We start from the raw sequence: 18351 nt of genomic DNA, 5'->3' as shown, positions 1-18351 counted from the left end.
TTTTACAGTTTTCAGGTAGCCTGAAAGGGATATACGGCAGAAAACACCTACCAATGCCTTGTATGGCCGGAATGGGGTTCTCAGGGTGCAGGCTGCTTTTGGGCGGCCTGCTGCCATGCAGTTACTTGCTCGATAAAACCTTGTTTTTCGGCTTCATCAGCAAAAATGCTGTGCGGCAGGACGATGAACGCGCTGCCGAAAATCAGGAGGATATCGCCCTTTACGGTGTGCACGCTGTCTAAAGTTGCCCAGCCGAACCATGATTCGTGCTGCTGCGGGTAAGATTGGCGGCAGCCTGCGCTGTCGGCGCTGAAGCGGCTTTCGTGCAGCAGGTAGCTGCGGCAGTAGATATATTTCAGGATTCGGCGGTTGAATATGCTGCTGATAATGCAGATCAGGAGAAAGCCGACTGCGACGATATTCACCGCTGTTGTGTTGGCATGTATGATGGAGCCGAGCGTACCTTCGTCTAAATAGCATTCTTCCAGCAGGGCGGACAGTTGGGTTTGGTTGTGGAACAGCAGAAAAGACATCGCCAACACAATAATGAGGAGCGGCAGATAAAAGCACAGCAGCGGCGAATATTTGCGCGGCGCGGCTTTGTTGTAATACCTCATCTGGGCATAAGCGCCTTTCAGGTATTCCTCGGGCGTGGTCGGCACGGTGTAGCTGTATGTTAAGGGTTCGGACATGGGGTTCTCTGTTGGAATTTCGTTTATATTTGTTTGATTCTTAATTGATGCCCACAGGCTACCTGAAAGCGCGGTTTCAGCGCAATTTCTGCAAAAACGGATTAAATGCGATTTCCCACAAAAAGCCGTCTGGATCGGCGAGGTAGCCGCTGTAGCCGCCCCAGAACACTTTCTGCGGGGCTTTGATGATGGTGATGTTTTTCGCGGCAAACCCGGCAAACAGTGCGTCCACTTCGGCTTCGCTGCCCACGTTGTGCGCCAAGGTAAAGCGTGGGAATCCGCTGCTTTGCTCCGGTATTTGTGCATCGTGCGCCAGGGCAGCTTTGCCGAACAGGGCGAGCAGCAGCGTGTTTCCGGCTTGGAAAAAGGCAATATTTTCGTTGCTGTCTGCCATTTCCTGCCAGCCGAATACATCCCGATAAAAACGGCGCGATTCGGCGAGGTTGGCCACGCCGAGCGTAATGTAGTTGATATGTTGTTCCATTGACTGTCCTTGTGGCGAGAGGAGATATTGAGAGGCTACCTGAAAAGCGGTTCTGCATTTTCAGGTAGCCTTTGTCATGCCGCGCTTTAAGATGAGGCGAAGGCTTCAAACGGCACGGCGAGCATGGGCTCGGCGCCTTGGCGGATGCGTTCGGCGCAGGCGTGGGCTTGGGGCAGAACGTAGGCGAGGTAGGCGCGGGCGGTGTGCTGCTGGGCTTGGCAGAATGCGCTGCCGAAGCGTGCTTCTGCGTTGCGCGCGGCTAGGAAGTTTTGTGCCAGGGCGGCAGCGCCGAGGGTGAGGGAGATTTGCTCCAGATAGGCGGTGGCGTTTAGGGCGGTGGCAGCGGGGTTGGTTTCGTGCTGCTGCACGAGGAGGGCGGTGCTGCGTTCGGCTAATTCGAGGGCGCGCTGGAGCGGCTCGGCGGTGGCGGGCTCAATGGCGGCGAGCTCGTTGGCAGTCTGCTGGGCTTCGGCGAGCAGGGTGCGTACGAGGCTGCCTTTGTCGGACACGGTTTTGCGGGCGAGGTCGGCGGCCTGCACGCCGTTGGTGCCTTCGTAGATGGCGGTGATGCGCACGTCGCGCACGAGCTGGGCGATGCCGGTTTCTTCTATATAGCCTGCGCCGCCGAACACCTGCATGGCGAGGTTGGCGAGCACGGTGCCGTTGTCGCTGCACCAGGCTTTAACGATGGGGATGAGGTAGTCGAGCCGGCCTTTGGCGGCTTTTCTGGCGGCAGGGTCGGGGTGTTGGTGCGAAGCGTCGAGCGCGGCGGCAGCTTGGAGATACAGGGCGCGCTGGGCGGCGATGGTGGCTTTTTGCACCAGCAGCATGCGGGCGACGTCGGGGTGGTGGATGATGGTGAGCGGGGTGCCGTCGGGCGCGCTGCCTTGGATGCGTTCGTTGGCATAGGCCAGCGCGAGCTGGTAGGCGGCTTCGGCCACGGCGTGCCCTTCGATGCCCACGCCCAGGCGGGCGTGGCTCATCATGGTGAACATATAAAGCAGGCCGCGCCCGGCTTTGCCGATGAGGTAGCCTTCGGCTTCGTCGAACTGCATCACGCAGGTGGGGCTGGCGTGGATGCCCATTTTGTGTTCGATGGCGGTGGCGGATACGCCGTTTCTCTCGCCGATGCTGCTGTCGGGCTTGATTTTGTATTTGGGCACGATAAACAGCGAAAGGCTTTTGATGCCGGAGGTGGTGCCGGGCAGGCGGGCGAGTACGAGGTGGATGATGTTTTCGGTCAGTTCGTGTTCGCCCCAGGTGATGAAGGTTTTCTGGCCGCTGATGCGGTAGCTGCCGTCTTCCTGCGGCACGGCTTTGGTGGCTACTTGGGAGAGGTCGGTGCCGGCCTGCGGCTCGGTGAGGTTCATGGTGCCGCTCCAGAGGCCTTGGCTCATTTTGGGCAGAAAGGTTTGCTTCTGCTCTTCGGAGCCGTGGCGCATGATGGCTTCGATGGCGCCCACGGTGAGCATGGGCAGCAGCGAGAGGGCGAGGTTGCCGCAGTAATACATTTCTTCGCACGCGGCGGAGATCACGGCGGGCAGGCCTTGGCCGCCGTATTCGGCCGGGGCGCGCAGACCGGGCCAGCCGGCTTCGCAGAAGGCTTGGTAGGCGGCGGCAAGGTCGGGATGGGTAACGACTTTGCCGTTTTCCAGGCGTGCGCCGTGCAAATCGCCGGTGCGGCCGGTGGGCAGGAATACTTCTTCGCTGAACTTGGCGGCTTCTTCGATGATGGCGGCGGCGGTGTCTTCGTCCAGGCCGCTTTCGGCATACCATTGGGCGATTTCGGCCAGGTTGCCGTGGGTTTGCAGGGCGAATAAGAGTTCGTTTACGGGGGCGCGGTAGGACATGGAAGGCTCCTTTGTAGTAGGGAAAAGATACGGGCTAGCATAGCAAATCTGCGCGGGCTTGGGTATGGCGGGCGCGGGTTTTGTGCGGCGGGGCTGATGGGCGGCAAAAGGCTGGTTGGAGTTGGAGGCTACCTGAAAACCTGTTTCTTCTCGCTGTGGGAGAGGCGGAAAGCCGCAGGTTTGCAGCGTTTGAACTCCGTTGAAGCGTGCGTTTTCAGGTAGCCTTCAAGCAGCGGGATAGATGTTTACAATATCTTGTTTTTTGTTACAATCCGATCATCGGCAATACCCTTATTCCCCTTTCCAAACAGGAGCGGCAAGATGAAGCAATCAATGATGAACACGGCAGCGGGCGCGTTGGCGGCAGTGCTATTGGGCAGTGCGGGCTTGGCATATGCCAACCCCTATCCGGTTGGCTCGCAGCAATGGCACAACTTTAATGGCATCATGCAGTCAGAAGCAGATCGGATACAACGCGAGCGCAATGCCGTACGGCAACAGCCGATCAACCGCGGCCCCACCGCCGCTGAAATACGCGCCTGGGAGCAGCGCGAGGCAAAGGTGCAAGCCGAAATCGCGGAACTGCGCCGCACACCGTATTGGATGGCTTTGGCTTGGAATCCTGATAAAAATACCATAGCATGGCCTGGAGGATTTAGTTCAGAGCAAAGGGCTATTGAACGCGCAAAAGAAATATGTGCCTCTCCCAATTGCCACATTATTGCCACCTTCAACAATACCTGCGCGCATTTCGTCAGTTCAGTGCCAAGACCGCGCTCGGTACGGGATTTCTTTGTGGCCTACGATCGTGACGGTAATCGGGCAGAACAAAAAGCCATTCAGGCCTGCGAGGCGGTGCATGGCAAGCGGGAAGACAGATGCTTCTCCTCCCTGCTGCGAACGCCGCATGGGGAAGGCATTTTCTGCGTGGGCTACGACCACAGTCTTTACAATCAGCGCTAAAACCTGCCGTTTGAGGCTGACAAGGCTACCTGAAAACAGGAAAACTGTTTCAGGTAGCCTTTGCTTAGGGCTTGGGCACAAATTTTGCCTGTACGCCGATTGCCTGCAGTTCGGCGAGGTGGTTTTTCATGTGTTTCCAGATGCCGCTGCAGTACACGAAGGGCGGGGATTTGCTGAGCGCGAGCGCTTGGGCGGTGTTGAGGCCGCGGTGTTTTTTCAGGCCGGCGGCGAGGCGGGTGCTTTGTCGGCCGGGATGGGAAACGATGATGTCGCCGAAAACGTAGTCTGGATCGTTGGGCGGGGTGGTGCAGCGGGCGATTTCGGCGGCAAGGTGCTGTTCGGCAAAGGATTGTTGCACTTCGCGCCAGAAGGAGGCGGCGGTGTTGCAATAATCGGCGATGTATTGGGCGGTGGCTTCGGGGCTGCGGGCGGCGTGTTGCCGGATGTGTTGGATATGTTGCGCCAGCTCGGCCAGGCTGCCGGCGATGGCTTCGGGTTGCATTTGGTCGTGCCAGGCGAAGTAAACGGGAAAGCCTTTTGCGGCTTGGTTTAAGTCGATGATGAAAGGATCGTCCATGGCGTTGAGGGCGAAGACGTATTGGCTGGCGGAGAGAGGGGTGTTTTCTTTGTAGTAGGGATCTTGGAAGGCGGCTAAATCGGCGTTTTTAGGGAAATGCAGGGGAAAATAGCCGTTGTTGTCGGGCTTGGCTTGGATGGTGGCGATAAAGCTGGCGAGGGCGGGCGGGAAGAGGAGCATGGCGGGTGAATGCGTGAGGAGGGGGAGGCGGGCTGTTTTTCAGGTAGCCTAATGGATGGAGGCTACCTGAAAAATGGCGGTCTTGCCGGCGTTTTGTGCGTGCTCTTTGCGATATTCTCAGGTAGCCTTTGGTTTGCGCGGCCAGCTCAAACGCCGAGCAGCGGCACGATAATCGGGGCGAGGAAGGAGGTGAGGATGCCGTTGAAGATCAGGCCGAGGGTGGCGTAGGCGGCGAAATGGCCGCTGATTTCCAGGCTGGCGGCAATGCCGATGGCGTGCGAGGCCGTGCCCTGTGCGATGGAGTGCGAGATGGGGTTGCGGATGTGGCTGTGGCGCAGAATCCAGAAGCCGATAAACTGGCCGGTGAGGCCGGCCAGCAGCACGGCGGCCACGGAAACGGCGGGGATGCCATCTAGCACGTGGGTAATTTCCAGCGCAATCGGCATGGTAACCGATTTGGCGGCGAGCGACTGGCTCACATCGTGGCTGGCGCCCAACCAGTGGGCAAACAGCACGCCGCTCACAATTCCCACCACGCTGCCCACCAGCTGCGAGGCGGCAATCGGCAGCCATTGGCTGCGGATGCGCGGCCATTGCTGATACATGGGGATAGCCAGGCACACGATGGCCGGCTGCAGCCAAAAGCCGACCATGCGGCCGGTTTGCATGAAATCGTCGTAGCGGATGCCGAAGAGTTTCAGGTAGCCTATTACCAAAAGCGTGCTCACCATCAGCGGGTTGGCCAGCGGGCTGCCGCTGCGCAGGCGCAAAAACAGGCTGAGGCGGTAGAGGCCGAGCATCATCAAAACCAGCACAATGGGGTTGGTGGCGATTTCCCTCATTTGTGTTTCCTCAGTATTTCATGCGTTTTCGCGCTGGAGAGCAGCACCAGCACGCTGCTGGCCACGGTGGCGATGGTAATCGACCAGAAATCGTGCGCCACGATGGAGAAGTAATCCATCAATGCCACGCAGGCGGGAATCATCAGCAGCATCATGTGCTGCATGAGGAATTCGGTCATCGGTTTGAACCAGGCTTCCTTCACCCAGCCGGCTTGGAGCAGGCCGAACAAAATCAGCAGGCCCACAATGCTGGCAGGCAGCTTGAGGTGGGTGAGGTGTAAAAGCACTTCGCCTGCGGACAGGCAGGCGAAAACGATAATGAGTGCGCGTAACATGGTTGCTTGCCTAAGAGCAATGTTGGAAAGGGCGAATTATAGCACCGGATGGGCGCTCAGAAGAGATGAAGGCTACCTGAAACCTTTTCAGGTAGCCTTCATCTCTATTTGAAAAAGGGCGGATTAGTAGCCCAAACGCTGGCAGATGGTGGAAGACAATCCGGCCTGGTTGAGGGTGTAGAAATGCAGGCCGGGGGCGCCGTGGCACAGGAGGCGGCCGCACATTTCGGTTACCACGTCCAGCCCCAAGGCTTTGATGGAGGCGGTGTCGTCGGCATAGGATTGCAGCTTTAGCCGCAGCCAGCGCGGAATTTCGGCGCCGCACATATCGGCGAAGCGGGCCAGTTTGGAGAAGTTGGCAATCGGCATGATGCCGGGCACGATGGGGATTTCCACGCCGCGCCCGCGCACATCGTCGAGGAAGCGGAAGTAGGCGTCGGCATTGAAGAAAAACTGAGTGATGGCGGAATCGGCGCCGGTTTTACACTTTGTGCACGAAGCTTTAGGATGTTGTCTTCGGTGTTGAACGATTGTAGGTGGTATTCGGAGTAGGCAGCCACTATTAGATTGGTTGCGGGTGATTTTCTGTTTTTGCGGCCTTCGGGCGTGCGGGTGGGGAAAATTCGAAGCCGAGAGTATTGTGTTGCATGATGGTGGAAACTAAATGCGAAAGAAAGGCGATACGGTAGCGGGCAACGGGGGGTTAGGCAAGGGCGTAGCGCTGAAAAATTAGCGCTAGTAGATGAATAGGATTCATGTTGAGGTGGAGGCTAGCTGAAACCAATTATCTAAAACAGGGCAGCATTTCAGGTAGCATATATTGCATTTAAGTTATATGGAACAATCCACTAGCGATGGATTGGCTAGCCATCCTTCTGCCGATGTCGCCAAAATGGTTCACGGCATAAATATGGTGTTGAGTTGAGCAGCATGGAAGCAGATAAGAAGGCTACCTGAAAATTTAGCTTCGCCGAAACCCCGCTGTGCGGCGTTTGAGAGGCGTTGAAGCTGTGTTTTCAGGTAGCCTGTTTTTAGGCAATCGCTTGCCGATGATTAGTTCTTGCTCTGATCCACCAGTTTGTTTTTGGTAACCCAAGGCATCATGCTGCGCAACTGTGCGCCCACCTTTTCAATCTGGTGGGCGGCGTTTAGACGGCGGCGGGCAGTCATGCTGGCGTAGTTGGTGGCGCCTTCTTGAATGAACATTTTGGCATATTCGCCGCTTTGAATGCGGTACAGGGCTTTTTTCATCGCTTCTTTGGTGGCAGATGTGATGACTTCTGGGCCGGTAACGTATTCGCCGTATTCCGCGTTGTTGGAAATGGAGTAGTTCATGTTGGCAATGCCGCCTTCGTACATCAAGTCCACAATCAGTTTCAGCTCGTGCAGGCATTCGAAGTAGGCCATTTCGGGCGCGTAGCCGGCTTCCACCAGGGTTTCAAAGCCACATTTCACCAGTTCGACCGCGCCGCCGCATAATACGGCTTGTTCGCCGAACAGGTCGGTTTCGGTTTCTTCGCGGAAGTTGGTTTCAATCACGCCGCCCTTGGTGTTGCCGTTGGCTGCGGCGTAGGAGAGGGCGATGTCGCGGGCTTTCCCGCTTTTGTCTTGATACACGGCAATCAGTGAGGGCACGCCGCCGCCTTTGAGGAACTCGCTGCGCACGGCGTGGCCTGGGCCTTTGGGGGCAATCATTACTACGTCTAAATCGGCACGCGGCACGATTTGGTTGTAGTGCACGTTGAAGCCGTGAGCAAAGGCCAATACGGCGCCCTGTTTCAGGTTGGGCTCGATTTCGGCGCGGTATATGGCGGGCTGGGATTCATCCGGCAGCAAAATCATCACTAAATCGGCGGCTTTGGTGGCCTCAGCCACGGTGCGCACGTCGAAACCGGCAGCTTCGGCTTTGTTCCAGGAGCCGCCTTTGCGCAGGCCGACAATCACGTTTACACCTGAATCTTTCAGGTTGGCCGCGTGGGCGTGGCCTTGCGAGCCGTAGCCGATGATGGCCACGGTTTTGCCTTTGATGAGGGAGAGGTCGGCATCTTTATCGAAGTAAACTTGCATGTGGATTCCTTTTTTGGATTCGGTTAAACAGGGTAGCCGGCGCGGCCGTTATGCAGTGCGGCGGGCTGGCAGGTGGACATAGCGGTGGCAGGTAAAGGCACCGTCGCATGTATTTAGATGATGCATGCTACCCGAATTTTGACAAGTCGACAGCGTTTTTAGACAAGTTTTCAAAATAGGCTCGAGGAAAGGTAAAATGTAATGTTTTTTAGGCATATTGTCTAATTTGACCTCGTAGAAACTCCGCTTCACTACGTTTTCAGGTAATCTTATTAATGCTGCCTGAGCAAATTTTTCAAAAAACCACACCATGAGCCGCCAAGAACTCGGCCTGATTTTCCTGCTCGCCGGCGTGTTTTGTATCTGCTTTGCCGGATTTCGGCAGTTGTATGTGATGATTACTGAAAGCTATACCCTCAACCACTTCTGATACTGTTTGCTCAGGTGGGTGCTCCAGTAGTCGGGCAGCTCCCGCCCGTGGCGAGCAAGGGCTATGTAACGAAGTATCGCATGCAGCAGGCCGCTGTTAATTGCGGGGGTAGTCTCAGTTCAGTTATAGTTTGAAAAACTGTCTGAGACATATTGAAAGCACAGGCCGGCAGTTTTGCCTGGCCTGTGTTTTTTGATTGCTGTATCCATCGATGAAACCTTTATTATGAGCAAACCCCACCACCCTGTTACCCCAGCCATCCGTTTTCTGCGTGCACACAAAATCGAGCACACCGCCATGCAGTATCCCTACGAAGAGCACGGCGGCACGGCGCATTCCGCCGAGTGCCTCGGTATCGACGAACACCAAATCGTGAAAACCATCGTGCTGATTAACGAACACAAAAAAGGCCTGATTGTGTTGATGCACGGCGACCGCCAAATCTCCACCCGCAACCTTGCCCGCCAGCTCGGCATGAAACACGTGGAGCTGGCCGCGCACGACCAAGCGCATAAATGGACGGGCTATTTTGTGGGCGGCACCAGCCCCTTCGGCTGCCGCACCGCGCTGCCGGTGTATGCCGAACGCAGCATCTGGGATTTGCCGCTGATGTACATCAACGGCGGCGGCCGCGGCCTATTTGTAACCGTTGCCCCCGCCCCCGCGCTCGCCGCCCTGAACGCGCAGCCGGTGGAAGTGGCGGTGGATTAGCCGCTTGGAGCGCGGTATAAAAGGCTACCTGAAAGCGCAAGCTGCAACGCAGTGAAAATAAGTGGTGTGAATTGCTGCAAAGCTAAAGTTTCAGGTAGCCTTAATCTGCTAAAATCCGTTTTTCATCAATCCAAACCACAGTTGCTCAAAATAGAAACCAGATCGTGCAGTGAGCCAACGCCGTATTGTTTCTATTTGGATAACCATAAACACTCGGCAGCCCGAACTTGCTTCAGGCTGCCGCACACCTTTGTCGGTACACTATGAATCTCCCTCTGCCCAAACCCGCGCAAAAGTCCTGCTGGCCGCAGCTTTCCGCTGGCAGCCTGCCTTATTTTCTTGCCTCCGCCCTGCCGGAAAAACCGCTCAAGCTCGTGCTTACGCCCGATGCCGAAACTGCACTGCGTCTGCAAACCGCGTGGCAGTTTTTCCGCCCGCAAGACAACGCGCTTTTCCTGCCCGATTGGGAAACGCTGCCTTACGAGCGTTTTTCGCCGCATCAGGATTTGGTGTCGGAGCGATTATCTGTTTTGTGGCAGCTGAAAAATGGTGCGGTGGACGTGCTGTTTGTGCCCGTTGCCACCGCCATGCAGCGGCTCGCGCCGCCGCCCTTCCTGCTGGGGCGCACGTTTTGGCTGAAAACGGGGCAGACTCTGGATTTGGATAAACTGCGCGAAAATCTGGTGGAAGCCGGCTATTCTGCCGTGTCCAACGTGGTGGCCGGCGGCGAATTTGCCGTGCGCGGCGGGATTGTGGATTTGTTCCCCATCGGCAGCAGCACGCCCTATCGCATCGATTTATTCGACGACGAAATCGACAGCATCAAAACCTTCGATCCCGACACCCAGCGCACTCTCTCCCCTGTGTCCGAAATCCGCCTACTGCCCGCGCACGAATTCCCCACCGATGCCGATGCGCAAAAAATCTTCCGCACCCGCTTCCGCGAGGAAATCCAAAGCAACCCGAACGAGGCCGCCGTGTATCAAGCCGTGAGCAACGGCCAATTCGGTGCAGGCGTGGAATACTATCTCCCCCTGTTTTTCGAAGACGGTTGCGCCAGCCTATTCGACTACATTGGCGAAAACGCCCTGGCTGTATGCGTGGGCGATGTGCACGCCGAGGCCGTGCGCTTCGAAGGCGAAATCAAATCGCGCCACGCACTGGCGCAGGGCGATCCCAGCTATCCGCCTCTGCATCCGCAGCATTTGTATCTTGCTGCCGACCGATTTTCAGGTAGCCTGAAAGCCTATCCGCAAATCTGGCCCGATCTTTCCGCCACTTCTCCCCATGCCCTGCCCGATGTGGCGGTAAACCGGCAATCCGAACAGCCGCTGGCTGCATTGCAAGATTTTCAGACAGCCTTTGGTGGCCGCATTCTGCTGTGTGCCGAAAGCGCCGGCCGGCGCGAAACCATGCTCGGCTTCTTCGCCCAGCACGGCTTGAAACCCAAACCTGTGGCCGGCTGGCAGGCGTTTTTAGATGACAACGCGCCGCTGTGCATCACGGTTACGCCGTTGGCAGAAGGCTTCCAATTGGGCGGGCTACCTGAAAACAGCCAGAATGCCCTTTCAGGTAGCCTGCACCTCGCCGTCATCACCGAATCCGAGCTGTATCAATACGTTGCCCGTTCGCGCGTCCCCAGCCGCCGCAAGAAGCACGCCGCCGTGTCGGACGGCAGCCTGCGCGATTTGGCGGAAATCAGCATCGGCGACCCCGTGGTGCACGAAGAACACGGCATCGGGCGGTATCGCGGGTTGGTGCTGATGGGCGAAGACGAAATGCTGCAACTGGAATATGCCAACGAAGCACAGCTCTATATCCCTGTTTCGCAACTGCATTTAATCAGCCGCTACTCCGGTCAGGCGCATGAAAACGTCGCCCTGCACAAGCTCGGCAGTGGCGCGTGGAACAAGGCGAAACGCAAAGCCGCCGAAAAGGCGCGCGACACCGCCGCCGAGTTGCTCAATCTCTACGCCCAGCGCGCCGCCCAATCGGGACACAAGTTTGAAATCAACGAGTTGGACTATCAGGCGTTTGCCGACGGCTTCGGCTACGAAGAAACCGAAGACCAAGCCGCCGCCATCGCCGCCGTGATTAAAGATTTGACGCAGGCGAAGCCGATGGACCGCCTCGTGTGCGGCGATGTCGGTTTCGGCAAAACCGAAGTCGCCCTGCGCGCCGCGTTTGTGGCGGTGATGGGCGGCAAACAGGTCGCTGTACTCGCCCCGACCACGCTTCTGGTCGAGCAGCACGCGCAAAATTTCGCCGACCGCTTCGCCGATTTCCCCGTGAAAGTCGCCAGCCTTTCGCGTTTCAACAACAGCAAAGCCACCAAAGCCGCACTGGAAGGCATGGCGGACGGCACGGTCGATATCGTTATCGGTACGCACAAATTGGTGCAGGACGACATCAAATTCAAAAACTTAGGTTTAGTGATTATCGATGAAGAACACCGCTTCGGCGTGCGCCAAAAAGAGCAGCTCAAACGCCTGCGCTCTAATGTCGACATCCTCACCATGACCGCCACACCGATTCCGCGCACCCTCAGCATGGCGCTCGAAGGCCTGCGCGACTTCTCGCTGATTACCACCGCGCCCAGCCGCCGCCTCGCCGTGAAAACCTTTGTCAAACCGTTCAGCGAAGGCAGCGTGCGCGAAGCCGTGTTGCGCGAACTCAAACGCGGCGGACAGGTGTTTTTCCTGCATAATGAAGTGGATACCATCGAAAATATGCGCGAGCGGCTGGAAGCCTTGTTGCCCGAAGCCCGCATCGGCGTGGCGCACGGACAACTGCGCGAGCGCGAACTGGAGCAAGTCATGCGCGACTTTTTGCAGCAAAGATTCAACGTGTTGCTCTGTTCCACCATTATCGAAACCGGCATCGACATCCCCAATGCCAACACCATCATCATCAACCGCGCCGACAAATTCGGGCTGGCGCAACTGCACCAGCTTCGCGGGCGCGTCGGCCGAAGCCATCACCAAGCTTACGCCTACCTGCTCATGTCCGAATACATCACCAAAGACGCAGAAAAACGCCTCGACGCCATCGCGGCGGCAGACGAACTCGGCGCAGGTTTCACCCTCGCCATGCAGGATTTGGAAATCCGCGGCGCAGGCGAAATCCTCGGCGAAGGGCAGTCCGGCGAAATGATACAGGTCGGCTTCACGCTCTACACCGAAATGCTCAAACAAGCCGTGCGTGACCTCAAAAAAGGCCGCCAGCCCGACCTCGACGCACCGCTGGGCATCACCACCGAAATCAAACTGCACAGCCCCGCCCTGCTGCCTGAAAGCTACTGCCCCGACATCCACGAACGGCTCGTCCTCTACAAACGCTTCGCCGTCTGCGAAACTGTGCAGCAAATCAATGCAATACACGAAGAGCTGGTTGACCGCTTCGGACTGCCTGAACAACCCGTCAAAACCCTCATCGAAAGCCACCACTTACGGCTTGCAGCAAAAGAATTGGGTATCGATGCCATTGATGCGACCAGCGAAGCTGTAACCGTTACCTTCGGCAAAAATCACCAAATCGATCCAGTGGAAATTATTCTGCTGATTCAGACCGATAGAAACTATCGGCTGGCTGGGGCGGATAAGTTGAAGTTTACGGAGGAAATGGAAAACATCGAAGTCAGGATCAACACCGTGAAGAACGTGTTGAAGACTTTGAAAGAAAGAGTGATGAAGGAATAAAGAGTAATGAAAGAAAAGGTCGTCTGAAAAATTTTCAGACGACCTTTTCTTATCCAAAATTTGTAGGTCAGATACTTGTATCCGACAAAACCTCCTACATGAAGCTGTCGGATTCGAGAATCCGACCTACACCTGTTTGGAAAAACTTTTCATGTAGTAGGCGAAAGATTTATGATGCCGATTGGCAAAGCAGGAAACAAACAAAATATCCTTGTATGGATGCTTCTGATGTAGTTTGGAGCAAGTTCCAGCATTCATTTTTTACAGGGCTGTGAAATTTCCAATAATCCAGCGTAGTTTATTTGCAAAGGAAATATTATGTCTGAACTCAAAATTTTTAAAGACGAACCTGATGATACCGAATATTTTGCGTGGAGGAGAAGTAACTCTGGAGGCTATGTGTTGAATATAAGAAAAACCTACTTTTCTGATTACCCCATGATACATAGAGTAAAAGAAAATGGAACAGGATGTATGAGTACAAAAAAGAAAGATGGAACGAGTGCGTACACAACAAACGACTACTACAAAGTATGCTCCAGTTCTATTACTGAACTGGAAGCCTATTCTTGGCAGGAACATCACAAAGCCTTGACTCCATGTAAAAAATGTATGGGGGACTACATCCCCAACGAATACATTGGAATATCCACTTTTCAGGTAGCCTCTCAGCAATCTTTAGAAAATGATTTAGATGAACTTAACCAACGCCTAGAAAAAGGCACAACCGAAGAAACCCAAATCCAACGTTTGATTAACGCCAGAAAAGGTCAAGGAACATTTAGAAACAGTGTATTGAAACTATATCCGCAGTGTCCCATTAGCGGCGTAGATATGCCCGAATTATTGATTGCCAGCCATATCAAACCTTGGTGTGACTGCAAAGATGATAACGAACGGCTTGACCAGCACAACGGCTTGATGCTTGCCCCGAATATTGATGCCTTGTTTGATAGTGGGCTGATTATGTTTGAATCTGATGGCAAAATTCGTATTAGTAAAAGGCTTTCTGAAAAAAACTTGTTCCGACTTGGTATCTCTCTTGATGCGGTATTAGAAATCCACCCTGACAGCGAAAAATATTTTGAATGGCATCGAAACAAGGTATTTAAACCATAGAATAGGTGGTAAACGTGGCCAGCATAATCGTCTTCAAGACCGTCTAAAAAGGCTACCTGAAACCGCAAATCTCCGTTTCAGGTAGCCTTTTTGATGAGGCATCTTCGCTCCCTTGCCAATACCTGCAACAGATTGCCTGCAAATTCCCCCAACACCCGCTTGCTGCTTGGCAGGCGGGCGCTTTTCAGGTAGCCTTTCTCTTTTTCCAAATCCTATTTTCCGCCCGCCATGAACACCGAAAACGAATTGCCCGAAATTGCGTCGCAAGCTTTGCCCGATGGGGCGGTTGAGATTGAGTCTGCTGCGATTGAAACGCTTGCCGCAGTGGTGGCTGAGTCGCAGGCTGCCGTGTTGGCGGAAATTCCTGCGCAGCTAGTGGCTGATGGCGGTGAAGAGGTTGCCGAGCCGGGGCGCAAGTGGCGCGAGGGGCGGATTGTGGATGCTGCCGTGCGTGTGTGGGATGCTGCAGAGCGCGCCGGCGTGGCCGATGTGGTGAACAATGGCGACGAGCCGCCGTTGAGCGTGTTTTTGGTGGGCGACCTGTTTGCCGCCACCGACCTTGCCCCCGAGCCGGGCGATGTGTTGCGCGGCGTGTTGCAGAGCCACCCCGTTAGCGGCTATTGGCTGCTCGACAGCGCAGAAAATGCCGCCACGTCCAGCCTACAGCGGCGCAGCCCGGAAGAAGAAGAGGCGCTGCATAAAGAGCGCAAGCAGGCCAAGCGGCAAGATAAATTGGTGAACGGCGAAACCTATGTGGGCAAGGTGGTGCGCTGGAACGAAGAGGAAAAATCGGGCTATATCAAGGTTAAATCCATCAAAGCGCGGGTGTTTTTCCCGCAATCGGCCTTTGTGTTCCGCGATAAAAGTCCGGCCAATCACCAGCAGGTGAGCTTTGTGCTGGGGCGGCGGCGTGGCGAATGGGTGGCCACCCGTGTGATTCCGCAAGGCTACGAACTGGGCTGGGCCGACCGCGAAAGCCCTTCTTCCGGCACGATTTTGGGCGGCGGTTTCAGCGAAAGCCTGCTCGGCGGCACGTTTATCCTGCTGTTCCTTGCCGCCGTGTCCTTTATTTCCCTGCCGCTGGCTACGGCCTATTTGCTGGCCAGCTGCCTGCTGCTTATTCTCTACCGTACGGACAAGCGCAGCGCCCAAAGCGGCCGCACCCGCGTGCCCGATGGCGTGCTGCACCTGTTGGCCATGCTCGGCGGCTGGCCCGGCGGCCTGTTGGCGCAGATGCGTTATCAGCAGCACACCGCCAATATCCGCTTTGTGCGCGCTTTTTGGTTTAGTGTGGCGCTGAATGCCGTGGGCACTTATGTTTTGCTGGTGTACTTTATCGGCTCGCCCGCGTTTGCCTTCTTGAAAAACTAGCCGCATGAACAGCTACTGCGCCCTTGCCAACAGCCTGCCCGCCGACAGCCCCGACCCCAACAAGCATTATCACGACTATCTCTACGGCTTCCCCATCGAAGACGACAACGAACTCTTCGGCCGCCTGCTGCTCGAAATCAATCAGGCCGGCTTGAGCTGGACGCTGATTTTGCAACGCGCCGCCGGCCTGCGAGCCGCCTACGCCGGTTTCGACATCGCCGCAGTGGCCGTCTTCGGTGAAGCCGACCGCCAACGCCTGCTGGCCGACGCGAAAGTGATCCGCAACCGCCTGAAAATCAATGCCGCCATCCACAATGCGCAGCAAATCTTGCAGCTGCAACAGGCATTCGGTTCGTTCAAAAACTGGCTCGATGGCCACCATCCGCAGCCGTTGGCCGATTGGGTGAAGCTGTTTCGCCGTACTTTCAAATTCACCGGCCCCAAAATCGTACGCGAATTTTTGGTGAGCACAGGCTACCTGAAAGGCGCGCACAGTGAAGACTGCCCAGCCGCCGAGCGCGCTGCTGCCGCTAATCCGCCGTGGTTGCGGGGCTGATGCGACTGGCAAGTTAGAAAAAGGCTACCTGAAAGCGTTATCTTTGCGAGTTTCTGCGAAGCTGAGTTTTCAGGTAGCCTTTTTGTTTAGCTGTGGGCGATAGCTTATGTGGCGGGGCAGGGCGGCAAGTGGCTCCGCCGTTTAGTTTTGCCTGTTCTTTCGAATTTTCAGGTAGCCTCAATTGCCGGGTTGCGATGTTGTTTCAGGCAGTCCTTCATTTCCGCTGGCGGGAGGTTGGGGCAGGTGGTGGTGGAAGAGGCCTTGTTCGGTAATGGTCCAGAGGGCGGCGTCGGTGTGCATGGTTTTGAGGGCGTTGTTGGTCCAGGTGTTGCAGGTGTAGAAAAGGTTGTAGCTGCCGACGGCTTCGTAGAAGGCATCGTTTTCGCCGTAGACCATATCGGTGGGGATGGGGAGGGTGCGGCCGTTTTGCCATTGCAGGCTTTGGCGGATGTAGGAAACGAGGCGGCGGTATTGGGCGCGGCTGATGAGGATGGTGGCGCAGCGGGTGCAGCCTTCGAGGCTGTGGTAGTAGGTGGCGTGGACGGCGTTGCTGGATAGGCCGGTGGCGGCTTTGATGGCGGTGCTGAATTTGAGGTCGGCCCAGGTGGGGGTGGTGAGGTAGAAGTTTTTGTCGCCCAGTCCGATGGCGAGCCAGGGGGCGTATTCTTGGCTGCGGGTGTGTTCGGCGGGGAAGACGGCTCGCCAGTCGGCTTCGCTGCTGAAGGTGGGGACGACGATGTCGGTGTGCACGCCGTTGGAGAGCAGCCATACGGTGATTTCGGGTTCGCCTTCGGGCCGGCCGGGGCTTTTGATGCGGGGCAGCAGCCAAACGGCGGCGCCGTAGAGTAGGAGGAGGGCGGCCAGGCTGAGGAGGCTGCGGCGGATGAGGCGGGAAAGTTTGGGCATGGTGTGCGGTTTGAGGCTACCTGAAAGTTTGGGCTTCGCGGGGCTTGGCTTTCAGGTAGCCTTTGCTTATTCGGGCTGGGGCTGGTAGTTATCCAGCAGCTGTTCGATTTGTTGGAGGGAGGTGAGGGGGCGCAGTTGGGTGAAGAGGTGTGCAGCTTGGGGGTGGCTGGTTTTCATCATGCCGAGCCATTGTTTGAGGCGGGCGGCGGGGTAGGGCGTGTTGCCGGCGTGTTCGCAGCAGAGTTGGAAGAACCGGCGTATCCACACGAGATAGTCGGCGAAACCGGCGGGCTGGGGCAGGAGGCCTTGGTTGTGGCGCTGGATTTGGCGGGCGAGATCGGGGGTGATGACGGCGCCGCGCCCGAGCATCACATCTTGGCAGCCGCTGGTGCGGCGGATGGCGAGGTAGTCGGCCAGGCTGAATACGTCGCCGTTGGCGATGACGGGGATGCTGAGGGCTTGGCGGATGGGGGCGATTTGCTCCCAATGGGCGGGCGGGCGGTAGCCTTCGATTTTGGTGCGGGCGTGCACGGCCAGCGCGGAGGCGCCGCCTTGGGCGATGGCTTGGGCGCACTCGATGGCGAGGGAGCTGTCTTCGTAGCCGAGGCGCATTTTGGCGGTGAGGGGGATATTTTCAGGTAGCCTTTGGCGCACGGTGGAGACGATTTGGCGGATGCGTTCTGGCTCGCGTAGGAGGATGGCGCCGCCTTGGTGTTTGTTGACGGTGGGGGCGGGGCAGCCGAAGTTGAGGTCGATTTTTTGCGCGCCTGCGGCCACGGCGGCTTGGGCGTTGGTGGCCATGTTGTCGGGGACGCTGCCGAGCAGCTGGAGGGTGCAGTGGGTTCCGGCGTGAGTGCGGCAGCCGTGATCGATTTCGGGCATGTGCCGCCGCCAGGTGGCGCGGGAGTGCAGGGTGTGGGTGATGCGGACGAATTCGGTAACGCATTCGCTGTAGCCGCCGATGTCGGTGAGCAGGCGGCGCATGACGGGGTCGAGCAGACCCTGCATGGGGGCTAAAATTAGGTTCATAGGGGTATTTTAAGTTTTCAGGTAGCCTTTGAGATAGAGGCTACCTGAAAAATTTGTGGTGAAGGTATTCCATGCCATTACCGTTTGTCGGGCTTCGGCAAAGTCTGGACGAGTTGTGTGCGCCCCGATTTGGCGGTTAGAGGATTTTTTGGCTGCCTTCGAATACTTGGATGCTGTAGTCGCACACGCGGTCGATACAGTTGGGCATGGTGAGGGTGAGGGTGTATTGGCCGCTTTGGCGGGCATACCAGCCAAACATGGGGGAGGCGTGGGGATCGGTGTCGGCGATAAGGGTGCGGCCGTCGCGCAGCAGGGTGAGGTTAATGTTGTTGCATTGGCGGCTGCAATCGGCGAAGAAGGGGTAGTGTTTGCCGGCACGCAGGTTGATTTGCTGGGGTTTGGATTTGCCTTGGGACAGGCTGCCACGGAAATGTTTGTGCAGCCGGGCGCGTCGGTCTTCTTTGCGCACGATTTCGCGGTTCATGCGCTGCGCCTGCGGCAGACAACAGCAGAATGGACAGAAGCGAAGATAAGGCAGCGT

The 18351-nt window shown here is 56.7% G+C and carries 16 protein-coding genes and 1 pseudogene; 6 read left to right on the top strand and 11 right to left on the bottom strand.

From position 1 onward, the window contains the following. Positions 1–80 precede the first annotated feature (80 nt). The 3 genes from A7P99_RS06755 to A7P99_RS06745 all read right to left on the bottom strand — a co-directional run bounded on the left by A7P99_RS06755 (position 81) and on the right by A7P99_RS06745 (position 3026). Positions 81–692 carry a hypothetical protein gene (locus A7P99_RS06755; protein ID WP_067528235.1) on the bottom strand — a complete coding sequence of 204 codons (612 nt, stop codon included), beginning with the start codon at positions 690–692 and terminating at the stop codon, positions 81–83. 76 nt (positions 693–768) lie between these two features. Beyond that, positions 769–1176 carry a VOC family protein gene (locus A7P99_RS06750; RefSeq protein ID WP_067447473.1) on the bottom strand — a complete coding sequence of 136 codons (408 nt, stop codon included), beginning with the start codon at positions 1174–1176 and terminating at the stop codon, positions 769–771. Positions 1177–1262: 86 nt separating this feature from the next. Then, positions 1263–3026, bottom strand: a complete 1764-nt coding sequence (locus tag A7P99_RS06745) for an acyl-CoA dehydrogenase (protein WP_067447479.1) — start codon at positions 3024–3026, stop codon at positions 1263–1265. Positions 3027–3347: 321 nt separating this feature from the next. Between A7P99_RS06745 and A7P99_RS06740 the strand changes: the two genes are divergently transcribed. Further along, complete coding sequence (locus A7P99_RS06740) at positions 3348–3989, top strand: DUF4189 domain-containing protein (RefSeq protein WP_067687042.1); 642 nt, start codon at positions 3348–3350, stop codon at positions 3987–3989. 64 nt (positions 3990–4053) lie between these two features. Here the strand turns inward: A7P99_RS06740 and A7P99_RS06735 are convergent, their stop codons facing one another. From A7P99_RS06735 to ilvC, 5 genes and pseudogenes are all read right to left on the bottom strand, one after another. Further along, entirely contained in the window at positions 4054–4746 is a 693-nt protein-coding gene (locus tag A7P99_RS06735) for a hypothetical protein (protein ID WP_067447485.1), read from the bottom strand. 146 nt (positions 4747–4892) lie between these two features. Continuing rightward, positions 4893–5588, bottom strand: coding sequence for an LrgB family protein (locus A7P99_RS06730; protein WP_067442778.1), 696 nt, complete (start codon positions 5586–5588; stop codon positions 4893–4895). Then, a complete protein-coding gene (locus tag A7P99_RS06725) occupies positions 5585–5923 on the bottom strand; it encodes a CidA/LrgA family protein (protein ID WP_067528232.1) in 339 nt (112 codons plus the stop codon). Before A7P99_RS06725 ends, A7P99_RS06730 begins: the two co-directional genes overlap by 4 nt. Before the next feature lie 123 nt (positions 5924–6046). After that, a pseudogene (locus A7P99_RS06720) lies at positions 6047–6483 on the bottom strand (methylenetetrahydrofolate reductase); the annotation flags it as partial. Between the two features lie 493 nt (positions 6484–6976). Beyond that, positions 6977–7990, bottom strand: a complete 1014-nt coding sequence (gene ilvC, locus A7P99_RS06715) for a ketol-acid reductoisomerase (RefSeq protein WP_067447487.1) — start codon at positions 7988–7990, stop codon at positions 6977–6979. Positions 7991–8645: 655 nt separating this feature from the next. Between ilvC and A7P99_RS06710 the strand changes: the two genes are divergently transcribed. From A7P99_RS06710 to A7P99_RS06690, 5 genes are all read left to right on the top strand, one after another. Further along, positions 8646–9131, top strand: a complete 486-nt coding sequence (locus A7P99_RS06710) for a YbaK/EbsC family protein (RefSeq protein ID WP_023887707.1) — start codon at positions 8646–8648, stop codon at positions 9129–9131. Between the two features lie 263 nt (positions 9132–9394). Beyond that, on the top strand, positions 9395–12829 hold the full coding sequence (gene mfd / locus A7P99_RS06705) for a transcription-repair coupling factor (RefSeq protein WP_067687039.1): 3435 nt from the start codon (positions 9395–9397) through the stop codon (positions 12827–12829). Between the two features lie 318 nt (positions 12830–13147). Beyond that, positions 13148–13948 carry an HNH endonuclease gene (locus A7P99_RS06700; protein WP_067447491.1) on the top strand — a complete coding sequence of 267 codons (801 nt, stop codon included), beginning with the start codon at positions 13148–13150 and terminating at the stop codon, positions 13946–13948. Positions 13949–14176: 228 nt separating this feature from the next. Beyond that, positions 14177–15319 carry a DUF1294 domain-containing protein gene (locus A7P99_RS06695; RefSeq protein ID WP_067687036.1) on the top strand — a complete coding sequence of 381 codons (1143 nt, stop codon included), beginning with the start codon at positions 14177–14179 and terminating at the stop codon, positions 15317–15319. A 4-nt stretch (positions 15320–15323) separates the two neighbouring features. Then, on the top strand, positions 15324–15875 hold the full coding sequence (locus A7P99_RS06690) for a DNA-3-methyladenine glycosylase I (RefSeq protein WP_067447495.1): 552 nt from the start codon (positions 15324–15326) through the stop codon (positions 15873–15875). 177 nt (positions 15876–16052) lie between these two features. On the opposite strand, the gene A7P99_RS06685 is transcribed toward A7P99_RS06690, so the two are convergent. From A7P99_RS06685 to A7P99_RS06675, 3 genes are all read right to left on the bottom strand, one after another. Then, positions 16053–16781 (bottom strand): TIGR02117 family protein, encoded by a 729-nt coding sequence (locus A7P99_RS06685; RefSeq protein WP_067687033.1) that lies wholly within the window; start codon positions 16779–16781, stop codon positions 16053–16055. 66 nt (positions 16782–16847) lie between these two features. After that, positions 16848–17810 (bottom strand): tRNA-dihydrouridine synthase, encoded by a 963-nt coding sequence (locus A7P99_RS06680; protein ID WP_067447500.1) that lies wholly within the window; start codon positions 17808–17810, stop codon positions 16848–16850. A gap of 136 nt (positions 17811–17946) precedes the next feature. Beyond that, positions 17947–18294 carry a hypothetical protein gene (locus tag A7P99_RS06675; protein ID WP_067447502.1) on the bottom strand — a complete coding sequence of 116 codons (348 nt, stop codon included), beginning with the start codon at positions 18292–18294 and terminating at the stop codon, positions 17947–17949. Positions 18295–18351: the final 57 nt, after the last annotated feature.

The sequence above is a fragment of the Eikenella sp. NML120348 genome (genome assembly GCF_001648435.1).
In the GTDB taxonomy this organism is placed as follows: domain Bacteria; phylum Pseudomonadota; class Gammaproteobacteria; order Burkholderiales; family Neisseriaceae; genus Eikenella; species Eikenella exigua.
Note: the sequence above shows the minus strand (reverse complement) of the source record. Positions and strands in the feature narration are given on the sequence as shown.

Bases quoted from the DNA above. Each gene is read 5' to 3' on its own strand.
- A7P99_RS06755 (WP_067528235.1), bottom strand. From the start codon at position 692: ATGTCCGAACCCTTAACATACAGCTACACCGTGCCGACCACGCCCGAG.
- A7P99_RS06750 (WP_067447473.1), bottom strand. From the start codon at position 1,176: ATGGAACAACATATCAACTACATTACGCTCGGCGTGGCCAACCTCGCC.
- A7P99_RS06745 (WP_067447479.1), bottom strand. From the start codon at position 3,026: ATGTCCTACCGCGCCCCCGTAAACGAACTCTTATTCGCCCTGCAAACC.
- A7P99_RS06740 (WP_067687042.1), top strand. From the start codon at position 3,348: ATGAAGCAATCAATGATGAACACGGCAGCGGGCGCGTTGGCGGCAGTG.
- A7P99_RS06735 (WP_067447485.1), bottom strand. From the start codon at position 4,746: ATGCTCCTCTTCCCGCCCGCCCTCGCCAGCTTTATCGCCACCATCCAA.
- A7P99_RS06730 (WP_067442778.1), bottom strand. From the start codon at position 5,588: ATGAGGGAAATCGCCACCAACCCCATTGTGCTGGTTTTGATGATGCTC.
- A7P99_RS06725 (WP_067528232.1), bottom strand. From the start codon at position 5,923: ATGTTACGCGCACTCATTATCGTTTTCGCCTGCCTGTCCGCAGGCGAA.
- ilvC (WP_067447487.1), bottom strand. From the start codon at position 7,990: ATGCAAGTTTACTTCGATAAAGATGCCGACCTCTCCCTCATCAAAGGC.
- A7P99_RS06710 (WP_023887707.1), top strand. From the start codon at position 8,646: ATGAGCAAACCCCACCACCCTGTTACCCCAGCCATCCGTTTTCTGCGT.
- mfd (WP_067687039.1), top strand. From the start codon at position 9,395: ATGAATCTCCCTCTGCCCAAACCCGCGCAAAAGTCCTGCTGGCCGCAG.
- A7P99_RS06700 (WP_067447491.1), top strand. From the start codon at position 13,148: ATGTCTGAACTCAAAATTTTTAAAGACGAACCTGATGATACCGAATAT.
- A7P99_RS06695 (WP_067687036.1), top strand. From the start codon at position 14,177: ATGAACACCGAAAACGAATTGCCCGAAATTGCGTCGCAAGCTTTGCCC.
- A7P99_RS06690 (WP_067447495.1), top strand. From the start codon at position 15,324: ATGAACAGCTACTGCGCCCTTGCCAACAGCCTGCCCGCCGACAGCCCC.
- A7P99_RS06685 (WP_067687033.1), bottom strand. From the start codon at position 16,781: ATGCCCAAACTTTCCCGCCTCATCCGCCGCAGCCTCCTCAGCCTGGCC.
- A7P99_RS06680 (WP_067447500.1), bottom strand. From the start codon at position 17,810: ATGAACCTAATTTTAGCCCCCATGCAGGGTCTGCTCGACCCCGTCATG.
- A7P99_RS06675 (WP_067447502.1), bottom strand. From the start codon at position 18,294: ATGAACCGCGAAATCGTGCGCAAAGAAGACCGACGCGCCCGGCTGCAC.